Source organism: Halomonas sp. G15 (assembly GCF_021282295.1).
GTDB lineage: Bacteria > Pseudomonadota > Gammaproteobacteria > Pseudomonadales > Halomonadaceae > Halomonas > Halomonas alimentaria.
The window spans coordinates 55027-66405 of record NZ_JAJSPA010000020.1 but is presented as its reverse complement, the minus strand read 5'-3'; the positions used below and the strand labels follow the sequence as shown (position 1 = coordinate 66405).

Annotated in this window: 8 protein-coding genes and 1 rRNA gene; 2 read left to right on the top strand and 7 right to left on the bottom strand. The window is 65.8% G+C overall.

Features of this window, described 5'->3' with window-relative positions:
- The 7 genes from LWH48_RS11060 to LWH48_RS11030 form a co-directional block, all read right to left on the bottom strand.
- Nucleotides 1-87: ribosomal RNA gene (locus LWH48_RS11060) — 16S ribosomal RNA — on the bottom strand; the annotation flags it as partial.
- Between the two features lie 616 nt (nucleotides 88-703).
- Nucleotides 704-2185: a bifunctional 2-methylcitrate dehydratase/aconitate hydratase gene (locus LWH48_RS11055; protein WP_232912606.1), complete on the bottom strand. Its 1482-nt coding sequence runs from the start codon at nucleotides 2183-2185 to the stop codon at nucleotides 704-706.
- Nucleotides 2186-2308: 123 nt separating this feature from the next.
- Nucleotides 2309-3487, bottom strand: coding sequence for a 2-methylaconitate cis-trans isomerase PrpF (gene prpF, locus LWH48_RS11050; RefSeq protein ID WP_232912605.1), 1179 nt, complete (start codon nucleotides 3485-3487; stop codon nucleotides 2309-2311).
- On the bottom strand, nucleotides 3484-6099 hold the full coding sequence (gene acnD / locus LWH48_RS11045) for a Fe/S-dependent 2-methylisocitrate dehydratase AcnD (protein ID WP_232912604.1): 2616 nt from the start codon (nucleotides 6097-6099) through the stop codon (nucleotides 3484-3486). The genes prpF and acnD overlap by 4 nt, the downstream gene beginning before the upstream one ends.
- 82 nt (nucleotides 6100-6181) lie before the next feature.
- A complete protein-coding gene (prpC, locus tag LWH48_RS11040; protein ID WP_161431531.1) occupies nucleotides 6182-7309 on the bottom strand; it encodes a bifunctional 2-methylcitrate synthase/citrate synthase in 1128 nt (375 codons plus the stop codon).
- A gap of 43 nt (nucleotides 7310-7352) precedes the next feature.
- Entirely contained in the window at nucleotides 7353-8243 is an 891-nt protein-coding gene (gene prpB, locus LWH48_RS11035; RefSeq protein WP_161431530.1) for a methylisocitrate lyase, read from the bottom strand.
- A gap of 30 nt (nucleotides 8244-8273) precedes the next feature.
- Nucleotides 8274-8984: a GntR family transcriptional regulator gene (locus LWH48_RS11030; protein WP_232912603.1), complete on the bottom strand. Its 711-nt coding sequence runs from the start codon at nucleotides 8982-8984 to the stop codon at nucleotides 8274-8276.
- 231 nt (nucleotides 8985-9215) lie between these two features.
- Here LWH48_RS11030 and pabB point away from each other — a divergent pair, with 231 nt between their 5' ends.
- Nucleotides 9216-10577 (top strand): aminodeoxychorismate synthase component I, encoded by a 1362-nt coding sequence (gene pabB / locus LWH48_RS11025; RefSeq protein WP_232912602.1) that lies wholly within the window; start codon nucleotides 9216-9218, stop codon nucleotides 10575-10577.
- 124 nt (nucleotides 10578-10701) lie between these two features.
- Nucleotides 10702-11322 carry a phosphoadenosine phosphosulfate reductase domain-containing protein gene (locus LWH48_RS11020; RefSeq protein ID WP_232912601.1) on the top strand — a complete coding sequence of 207 codons (621 nt, stop codon included), beginning with the start codon at nucleotides 10702-10704 and terminating at the stop codon, nucleotides 11320-11322.
- Nucleotides 11323-11379 lie beyond the last annotated feature (57 nt).

The window sequence follows — 11379 nt, the reverse complement described above, 5'->3', positions numbered from 1 at the left end:
AGCAAGCTTCCATCGTTTCCGCTCGACTTGCATGTGTTAGGCCTGCCGCCAGCGTTCAATCTGAGCCATGATCAAACTCTTCAGTTTAAGATCATAAGTGCTTGAAGTAGCACCAAACTTGGCTCAAGGTTCAAACGTTCTCAAATAGATCCGAAGATCTATGACGAGTCGCTTTCCTTGATGGTTCAATGATATGGATCACCGAGCCATCGACAAGCGCCCACATGAATTACCTGATCGATTGTTAAAGAGCGGCTTCGAACCCTGTCGAGTGAAGCGTCTCGCTTGCTGCCGGCCGGAGCGAACTCCGTGTCGCCAGCGCCCTGCGAGGAAGGCGTATTCTACCGATTCGCGTCAGCGTGTCAAGCGGTGGTTGGCGATGCGCTGCATCCCGTCCGTGTTTCCGCTGACCGCCCATCTCTTACTGCCGAGATGGCTGCGAATCCAGTGGCGCACATTCTACCGAACGTGCCGTGATTGTCAATCGGAATGTTTCGAAGCAATTCGACCTGCTTCGAAAATAATCCATGCAGAACAATCACTTCTGCCACCTCCACCGCCTGCAACGTGTGCCCGTCGCCGGCAGCGGATGCGTACTTTACGGCTTTCCCCGGTAGGGTGCAAGCCCCTACAGAGAAAAATGTAGTCCAGTTACACGCCAGGGGCCATGGCCCCGCTTGAGAGCATGTCGCTTCCTGCGCCTTTAGATCACCAGCAGGTCCATGAAGCGATGGACCGGGGTCATCTGCAGGCGCTGCGCGTCCTGGCAAAGCGCCAGAATCTTCTCGCTGCGCGAGCGTGGGAAGCGCGTCTCGAGGTTGCGCCGGAACTTGGCCTCCAGCACCGGGATACCCTCCTCACGCCGCCGCCGATGGCCGATGGGGTACTCCACGGCGACCTGGTCGGTAGAGGTGCCATCGGTGAAGAAGACCTGGATGGCGTTGGCGATGGATCGCTTGTCGGGATCCAGATAGTCACGCGTATAGCGCGGCTCCTCCACCACCTCCATCTTCGCCCGCAGGGCATCGATCTCGGGGTGTGCGGCGTGGAAGTCATCCTCGTAGTGTTCGGCGGTCAGCTCGCCGAGGATCAGAGGCACCGCGGTCATGTACTGCAGGCAGTGGTCACGATCCGCCGGGTTGGCCAGGTCGCCCTCCTTGGAGATGATACGGATTGCTGATTCATGCGTGGTGATCACGACCCGCTCGATCTCGTCGATTCGCCCCTTCACCTCGGGGTGCAGGGTCACCGCCGCTTCACAAGCCGTCTGGGCATGGAACTCCGCCGGGAAGGAGAGCTTGAAGAGGATGTTCTCCATCACGTAGCTGCCGAAATCGCACTGGAATCGGAAGCGGCGCTCCCCCTCGGGCTTGGTGGCCAGATCGCGGTTGGTATGGCTGAACAGTACGTCATAGAAGCCCCACTGGGGGGCGCTGAGCGCACCGGGGACGCCCATCTCGCCGCGCAGCGCGATGTCCGCCAGGCGCACCGCCCGGGAGGTGGCATCCCCCGCCGCCCAGCTCTTGCGTGACCCGGCGTTTGGCGCATGACGATAGGTGCGCAGGCTCTGGCCATCGACCCAGGCGTGGGAGAGTGCCGAGAGCAGCTGCTCGCGATCGGCACCGAGCATCCTCGCCGCCACCGCCGTGGAGGCCACCTTGACCAGCACCACATGGTCGAGCCCCACCCGGTTGAAGGAGTTCTCCAGCGCCAGCACCCCCTGGATCTCGTGGGCCATGATCATCGCCTCGAGGACGTCGCGCATCGTAAGTGGCGCCTCGCCCTGGGCCACTCGCTTCTGGGAGAGGTGGTCGGCCACGGCCAGGATGGCCCCCAGGTTGTCCGAGGGGTGTCCCCACTCCGCAGCCAGCCAGGTGTCGTTGTAATCGAGCCAGCGCACGATGGCGCCGATATCCCAGGCCGCCTTCACCGGATCCAGACGAAAGGAGGTGCCGGGCACCCGGGCACCATGGGGCACCACGGTGCCTTCCACCAGCGGGCCGAGGTGCTTGGTGCACTCGGGAAAACGCAGCGCCAGCATGCCGCAACCCAGGGTATCCATCAGACAGAGCCGCGCGGTGTTCCAGGCCTCATCGCTCTCGATACGGTAGCCCAGCACATAGTCGGCGATCTTCTGCAGCTCGGCGTCGTAATCCGGCCGCACGTTGGCTTCAACGGTACTCATGAACTTCTCCTGTCACCTTGTCGAGCAAACGCCCTTGATGCGTGACCCTCACTATAGAAGACGCCCCGGGTCCTGGGACCCGGGGCGTCTTTATCTTTCAGCAGGCCCCTGAGCAGGCAGGCCCTAGAAACTGTCGCCGGGGACGCGAACCCAGCCCTCCATCAGCACCCGGGCACTGCGGCTCATCACCGCCTCGTCGATCACCCAGCGGCCATCCACCAGGCTCGCCTCGGCTCCGACCCGCAGGCTGCCCGAGGGGTGCCCGAAGGTGACGGCGTTACGCTTGCCACCACCCGCGACCAGGTTGACCAGGGTGCCCTCGATGGCCGCGGCAGAGGCGATGGCCACTGCTGCGGTGCCCATCATGGCGTGGTGCAGCTTGCCCATGGAGAGCGCGCGCACCACCAGGTCGATATCATCGGCCTTCACCTGCTTGCCGCTGGAGGCGAGGTAGTCTGCCGGCGGCGCCACGAAGGCCACCTTGGGGGTGTGCTGGCGGGCCGCGGCCTCGGCCACCTCCTTGATCAGCCCCATCTTCACCGCCCCATGGGCGCGAATGGTCTCGAACTTCTCCAGCGCCGCGGCGTCGCCGTTGATTGCCTCCTGCAGCTCGGTACCGGTATAGCCGAGTTCGTCCGCATTCAGGAAGACGGTCGGGATGCCGGCGTTGATCAGGGTCGCCTTGAGGGTCCCAACACCGGGCACCTCCAGCTCATCCACCAGGTTGCCGGTGGGGAAGATGGCACCCTCGCCGTCCGCCGGGTCCTTGAAGGCCACCGGCACCTCGGCGGCTGGAAAGGTCACCCCGTCCAGCTCGAAGTCACCGGTCTCCTGCACCTCGCCGTCCCGGATCGGCACCCGGGAGACGATGGTCTTGCCGATATTGGCCTGCCAGATGCGCACCTCGGCCTCGCCGTTCTCGGGAATGCGCGCCGGGTCCACCAGGCCATTGCTGATCGCGAAGGGCCCCACCGCCGCGGAAAGGTTGCCGCAGTTGCCGCTCCAGTCGACGAAGGCCTTGTCGATGGAGACCTGGCCGAACAGGTAGTCCACGTCGTGGTCGGGGCTCTCGCTCTTCGAGAGAATCACCGTCTTGCTGGTGCTCGAGGTGGCCCCGCCCATGCCGTCGATCTGCTTCTGGTAGGGGTCGGGGCTGCCGATCACCCGCATCAGCAGGCGGTCGCGAGCCTCACCCGGCACCTGCGCGGCCTCGGGCAGGTCGGTCAGCTTGAAGAACACACCCTTGCTGGTCCCGCCACGCATATAGGTGGCGGGGATCCGGATCTGAGGAACCTGGCTCATGCGCTCGCCACCTCCGATGACTCCAGGAAGTCCTTGGCGAAGCGCTGCAGCACGCCGCCGGCGGAGTAGATGGTGACTTCCTCGGCGGTATCCAGGCGGCAGGTCACCGGTACGCGATCGACCTCGCCGGTCTTGCGGTGGATGACAAGCTCCAGGGTCGCGCCCGGCGCCGGCTTGCCCTCGACGTCATAGGTCTCGGTACCGTCGAGCTGCAGGGTGTGACGGGTGGTGCCCTCCTTGAACTGCAACGGCATCACGCCCATGCCGATCAGGTTGGTGCGGTGGATGCGCTCGAAACCCTCGGCGACAATCGCCTCGACCCCGGCCAGCGCCACGCCCTTGGCCGCCCAGTCACGGGAGGAGCCCTGGCCATAGTCGGCACCGGCGATGACGATCAGCGGCTGCTTGCGCTCCATGTAGGTCTCGATGGCCTCCCACATGCGGGTTACCTCGCCTTCCGGCTCGATGCGTGCCAGCGACCCCTGCCGAACCTCACCGTTCTCGTCGCGTACCATCTCGTTGAAGAGCTTGGGGTTGGCCAGGGTGGCCCGCAGGGCGGTGAGGTGGTCGCCGCGGTGGGTGGCGTAGGAATTGAAGTCCTCCTCCGGCAGGCCCATCTTGTGCAGGTACTCCCCCGCCGCGCTGTCCATCATGATGGCGTTGGACGGCGACAGATGGTCGGTGGTGATGTTGTCCGGCAGGATCGCCAGCGGCCGCATGCCCTTGAGCTCACGCACGGCCGCCATGTTGCCCTCCCAGTAAGGCGGGCGGCGGATATAGGTGCTCTGGGGGCGCCAGTCGTAGAGCGGACTCTCGGCCTTCTCGAACGCGTCCAGGTCGAACATCGGGATATAGACCTGCTTGAACTGCTCGGGCTTGACGAACTCGCCGACGATGGCATCGATCTCCTCGTCGGAGGGCCACAGGTCCTTGAGGGTCACCGGGTTGCCGTCCTTGTCGGTACCCAGCACATCTTTCTCGATGTCGAAACGCACGGTACCGGCGATGGCGTAGGCCACCACCAGCGCCGGTGAGGCCAGGAAGGCCTGCTTGGCATAGGGGTGGATGCGGCCGTCGAAGTTGCGGTTGCCGGAGAGCACCGCGGTGGCATAGAGGTCGCGGTCGATGATCTCCTGCTGGATCTTGGGATCCAGCGCCCCGGACATGCCGTTACAGGTGGTACAGGCGTAGGCGACGATGCCGAAGCCGAGCTTCTCCAGCTCCGGCAGCAGCCCGGCCTCCTCCAGGTAGAGGCGCGCCACCTTCGAGCCGGGAGCGAAGGAGCTCTTCACCCAGGGCTTGCGCGTCAGGCCCAGTTCATTGGCCTTCTTGGCCAGCAGGGCGGCACCCACCACGTTGCGCGGGTTGGAGGTGTTGGTGCAGCTGGTGATGGCGGCGATGATCACCGCGCCATCGGGCATCTTGCCCTCCCTCTCCTCCGCCTGGGCTTTGTCGTAGTCCACGGCGATGCCGCGGTCATGCAGGGCGCTGGTGGGCAGGCGACGGTGCGGGTTGGAGGGGCCCGCCAGGTTACGCTCCACGCTGGACAGGTCGAAGGTCAGCACCCGCTCGTACTGGGCACCGGCCAGGCTGTCGGCCCACAGGCCGGTCTGCTTGGCGTAGGTCTCGACCAGCTCGACCTGCTCCGGCTCGCGGCCGGTCAGCGTCAGGTAGTCGATGGTCTGCTCGTCGATATAGAACATCGCCGCAGTCGCCCCGTACTCGGGCGTCATGTTGGAGATGGTCGCGCGGTCGCCGATGGTAAGGGTCTTGGCCCCCTCGCCGAAGAACTCGAGATACGCCCCCACCACGCGCTCGCGGCGCAGGAACTCGGTGATCGCCAGCACGATATCGGTGGCGGTGATGCCGGGTTTGGGCTTGCCGGTCAGCTCCACGCCGACGATGTCGGGCAGGCGCATCATGGAGGGACGGCCCAGCATCACGGTCTCGGCCTCGAGGCCACCGACGCCGACGGCGATGACGCCCAGGCAGTCGATATGCGGAGTATGGCTGTCGGTGCCCACGCAGGTGTCGGGGAAGGCCACACCGTCGCGGTGCTGCACCACCGGCGACATCTTCTCCAGGTTGATCTGGTGCATGATGCCGTTGCCGGCGGGGATCACGTCGACGTTCTCGAAGGCGGTCTTGGTCCACTCGATGAAGTGGAAGCGATCCTCGTTGCGACGATCCTCGATGGCGCGGTTCTTGTCGAAGGCGTCCGCCTCGAAGCCGGCATGCTCCACGGCCAGGGAGTGGTCGACGATCAGCTGGGTCGGCACCACCGGGTTGACCTTGGCGGGGTCCCCACCCTGCTCGGCGATGGCGTCACGCAGGCCGGCCAGGTCGACGAGTGCCGTCTGGCCGAGGATGTCGTGGCACACCACCCGGGCCGGGTACCAGGGGAAGTCCAGGTCGCGACGACGTTCGATCAGCTGCTTGAGCGAGTCGGTGAGCATCTCCGGCTCGCAGCGGCGCACCAGCTGCTCGGCCAGTACCCGCGAGGTATAGGGAAGGGTGTCGTAGGCACCGGGCTGGATCTCCTCGACGGCCGCACGCACGTCGAAGTAGTCCAGCTCGGTGCCGGGAAGCGGTTTACGGTAGTCGGTATTCATGGCGTGAGGGGTCTCTTGCAGGCGTCGGAGAAGGGGGAAGAAGGCCGGACGGCCAGGTCGGCCGTCCGGGGGCGGCGATCGATCAGTCGCGCTGCTCGATCGGTACCCACTCGCTCTTCTCCGGACCGATGTAGTCGGCACTCGGGCGAATGATGCGATTGTTGGCGCGCTGCTCGAAGACATGGGCACACCAGCCGGTGACGCGCGAGCAGACGAAGATCGGCGTGAACAGCTTGGTGGGGATGTCCATGAAGTGGTAGGCGCTGGCGTGGAAGAAGTCAGCGTTGCAGAACAGCTTCTTCTCGCGCCACATCACCGCCTCGACGCGCTCGGAGACCGGGTAGAGCACGCTGTCGCCGACGTCCTCGGAAAGCTTCTTCGACCACTCCTTGATGATCGCGTTGCGCGGGTCGGACTCGCGATAGATCGCGTGGCCGAAGCCCATGATCTTGTCCTTGCGCTCGAGCATGCCGAGGATCTTGCTCTCGGCCTCGTCGGCGGACTTCCAGTCCTCGATCATCTCCATGGCCGCCTCGTTGGCACCACCATGCAGCGGGCCGCGCAGGGAGCCGATGGCGCCGGTCACGCAGGAGTGCATGTCGGAGAGCGTGGAGGCGCAGACGCGTGCGGTGAAGGTGGAGGCGTTGAACTCGTGCTCGGCGTAGAGGATCAGCGAGACGTTCATCACCCGGGCGTGCAGCTCGGAAGCCGGCTCGCCGCGCAGCATGTGCAGGAAGTGGCCACCCACCGACTCGTCGTCGGTCTCGGTCTCGATGCGCACGCCATCGTGGCTGAAGCGGTACCAGTAGCAGATGATCGACGGCAGCACGGCCAGCAGGCGGTCGGAGACGTCCTGCTGCTCATCGAAGCTCTGCTCGGTCTCCAGGTTGCCCAGCATGGAGGCGCCGGTGCGCATCACGTCCATGGGGTGGGCATCCTTGGGGATCTGCTCGAGCACGGTGCGGAGTTCGGCGGGCAGGCCGCGCAGGCCCTTGAGCTTGGTGATGTAGGCGTCGAGCTCGGCCTGGTTGGGCAGCTTGCCCTTGAGCAGCAGGTAGGCCACTTCCTCGAACTTCGCCTTCTCCGCCAGCTCCTTGATGTCGAAGCCGCGGTAGGTGAGGCCCGAGCCGGTCTTGCCGACGGTGCACAGGGCGGTGGTGCCGGCGCTCTGGCCGCGCAGGCCTGCGCCACTAACGGGTTTATCAGCCATGTTCTCTCTCCTCTTGAATGGTGTTTCCGGTGTGGGGCGCGTCTCAGGCGTCGCTGCCCTTCTCGACGAAGAGGGCATCGAGCTTCTGCTCGAAGCTGTGGTAGTTGAGGAAGTCGTAGAGCTCGTCACGGGTCTGCATCAAGTCGACCACGTCACGCTGGTGGCCGTTGTCGTGAATGCTCTGGTATACCTTGAGCGCCGCCGCGTTCATGGCGCGGAAGGCAGACAGCGGATAGAGCACCATGCGGCAGCCTACCTCGGCCAGCTCCTGCTGGGAGAACAGCGGAGTGGCACCGAACTCGGTGATATTGGCCAGGATCGGCGCATCGACGCGCTCGCAGAAGGCACGATAGTCGTCGAGGGTGTGCACCGCCTCGGCGAAGATGGCGTCGGCGCCCGCCTCGATGCAGGCCTGGGAGCGCTCGATGGCGGCATCCAGCCCATCCTTCTGGAAGGCGTCGGTGCGGGCGATCAGATAGAAGTCCGGATCGAGGCGTGCATCGGCGGCAGCCTTGACACGGTCGACCATCTCCTGCTTGGAGACGATCTCCTTGTTGGGGCGGTGGCCACAGCGCTTCTGGGCGACCTGGTCCTCGAGGTGCACGGCGGCCACGCCGGCACGCTGCATCTCCTTGACGGTGCGCGCGATGTTGAAGGCCCCACCCCAGCCGGTATCGATGTCCACCAGCAGCGGCAGGTCGGTGGCGCCGCAGATGCGGTGGGCGTCCTCGACCACGTCGTTCATGGTGGTCATGCCCAGGTCCGGCAGGCCGAAGGAGGCGTTGGCCACGCCGCCGCCGGAGAGGTAGATGGCCTGGTGGCCCACGCGCTCGGCCATCATGGCGGTATAGGCGTTGATGGTACCGACGATGGACAGCGGGCGATTGGCCTCGAGGGCGGCGCGGAAGCGAGCGCCGGGAGTCTGCTGGGTCATGGTGTTTCTCCTGTGGTATCCGGTAAGGGGTCAGGCAGTGGTCTCTTCCAGCTCCCTGAGGGAAGCGGCGTAGCGATCGACGACATTGGCCCGGGAGGCGCTGACATGGCGTCGCATCAGCAGTTCGGCGAGCTCGGCGTCGCCGGCCTCGATGGCGTCGACGATGCGATGGTGCTCGACGAAAGCGCGCTGGGGGCGAGAGCCACTGGCGCTGAACTGGGTGCGGTAGAGCCGCACCAGGTAATAGAGGTCATCGCAGAGCATGGTCACCAGCATGCGATTGTGGCTGCCCTGGACGATGCGGTAGTGGAAGTCCAGGTCACCCTCGCGCTGGAAGTAGGCCTCGCCCTTCATGAGGTCGGCCTGGCGCTCATGCATCGCGAGCACCTCGCGCAGCCCGGCGATCTCCTCGGCGGTCATGTGCTCGGCCGCCAGGCGGGCGGCCATGCTCTCCAGGGCCTCACGCACGTCGAACAGCTCGAGCAGCTCCTTCATGGAGAGCTTTACCACCCGGGCGCCGACGTGGGGCACCCGCTCGATCAGGCGGTGCGCCTCGAGGCGGCGCATCGCCTCGCGCAGCGGTCCACGGGAGATGCCATAGGTGCGTGACAGGCCAGGCTCGGTGATCTTGCTGCCGGGTGCCATCTCGCCGCGGACGATGGCATCCTGCAGCTGCTGGAAGACGCGCTCGGCGAGGGTACGCACCTCGGGGCTGGACGATTCGGCTTCGGCTGGCTTCATGATGATTGTCGACAATTATGGGATGAGCGAAGAGTAGCCATTGCCCGTCCTCGGGTCAACATGGCGTCATGGCCGAACGATACGTCTTTGGTTGTAGACAACCCAGCCTTGCTAGCTCCAGATGTCGACAATGCGGCCGGCAGCGTTGAGTCCGCAAGCGCCCCGCAACGAGGACAGCGGCGCCCTCGGCGCCTAGAATGGGCGCCCCCTCTGTATAGGCCCGTCCCGTCGATGAGCTCACCACTCCAGATCACGCCGCACCCCTATCGGCCCACCCCGTTCTCCGCCTTCGCGCGCCTGCGCCGAAGGCCCGGTGCCGTGCTGCTGGACAGTGGCCGTCCGGAGGCACCGGCGGGACGCTACGACATCCTGTCGAGCGACCCGCTGGTAATGCTTGAGGTGGATGAGGCGGGCCGGGTCGACGGCGTGCCGGAGCTTCGGGACCTCTCCCCCTTTGCCGCCCAGCAGGCGCTGCTCGAGCGACTCCCCGCGACCGGGCCGCTGCCGGTGAGCGAACTGCCCTTCCTGGGCGGGCTGATCGGCTACTGGAGCTATGACCTCGGCTATCAGCTGGAGCCGGTGGGGCAACGTGCCCGCCGCGCCGTGGCGCTGCCGGCCAGCCGGGTAGGCCTCTACGACTGGGCGCTGATCCAGGATCACCAGCGTGGCGAGGCCTGGCTGGTGGCCACTCCCGAGCGCCGCCGCCAGGCTCTCGAGTGGCTGAACACCGCTCCCGCCGCCGAGAACGACTGCCACCTGACGGCCCCGTTTGCCGCCGAGCTCGACCGCGACGCCTACCTGGACCGCTTCGAGGCGGTGCAGCGCTATATCCGCGCCGGCGACTGCTACCAGGTCAACCTGGCCCAGCGCTTCAGCGCGCCCTACGAAGGCGACCTGTGGGCGGCCTATCGACGGCTGCGCGCGGCCACCCCGACGCCCTATGCTGGCTTCATGGCCTGGCCCTCCGCACAGGGCGAGCAGGCGATCCTCTCACTGTCACCGGAACGCTTCCTGGCGTGCCGTGATGGCCAGGTGGAGACCCGCCCCATCAAGGGCACCCGACCACGCGGCGACACCCCCGGGAGCGACGCCCGCCTGGCCGCCGAACTCGAGGGGAGCCTGAAGGATCGCGCCGAGAACGTGATGATCGTCGACCTGCTGCGCAACGACCTGGGGCGCAGTTGTCGCCCCGGCACGGTACGAGTGCCACAACTGTGCGGCCTGGAGAGCTACACCAACGTCCATCACCTGGTCAGCGTGGTCACCGGCACGCTTGCCGACGGACGCACGCCGCTGGAGCTGCTTGCAGGCGCCTTCCCCGGTGGCTCCATCACCGGAGCGCCCAAGGTGCGCGCCATGCAGATCATCGACGAGCTGGAGCCGAGCCGGCGCAGCGTCTACTGCGGCAGCCTCGGCTATATGGACACCCGTGGCCACATGGACACCTCCATCGCCATCCGTACCGCCGTGGCGGACGGCGGCCGCCTGCACCTGTGGGGGGGCGGCGGCCTGGTGGCCGACTCGGAGGGCGAGGCGGAGTATCAGGAGACCTGGGACAAGATCCGCCACCTGATGTCGGCACTCTCGACTTGAGACAAAAGGGAATAAGGAGAAGCCACCTTTCACTGTTTTTGTAATAACAACGCAAGAAATCGGTATTGGGCGCGACCCCCGCGGCTCGGCTAGGGTAGGCGGCATACGCATCAGGAGACGCCCCATGACTGAGACGCTCGACATCATCAACCGCGACCTCGGCCAGGACCCGGAAGCCTTGATCCGCTGGGCCCTGGACCAGGGAAGTCGGCCGATCTGCACCACCAACTTCCGCCCCTTCGAGGCTGTCATCCTGCACCTGGTCTCCCGCCAGCGGCCGGATATCCCGGTGGTGTGGATGGATCACGGCTACAACACCGAGGCCACCTATCGCTTCGCCGACGCCCTGGTGCGCCGCCTCGACCTCAACCTGATCAGCTACCTGCCACGGCGCACCCGCGCTCATCGCGAGGCGCTGGAGGGCCCCTTCCCCGGCATCGACGACCCGCGCCACGACGCCTTTACCCGGGAAGTGAAGATCGAACCCTTCGAGCGGGCCCTCGGCGAGATGGCGCCGGACGTCTGGTTCACCGCCCTGCGCGCCGAGGACACCCCGGAGCGCTCACGCATGACCCCAGCCAGCCGCAACGCCGATGGCCTGCTCAAGATAGCGCCGTTGTTGAACTGGACGGCGAAGGACCTTCACACCTACCTTCAGCGCCACGACCTGCCCAACGAGTTCGACTACTTCGACCCGACCAAGGTCGAGGCCAAGCGCGAGTGCGGACTGCACCTGCAGCACTGATCCAGTCGAACGCAGGACGGCCGCCCGAACTTCCGGGCGGCCGTCTTCATGATCGGC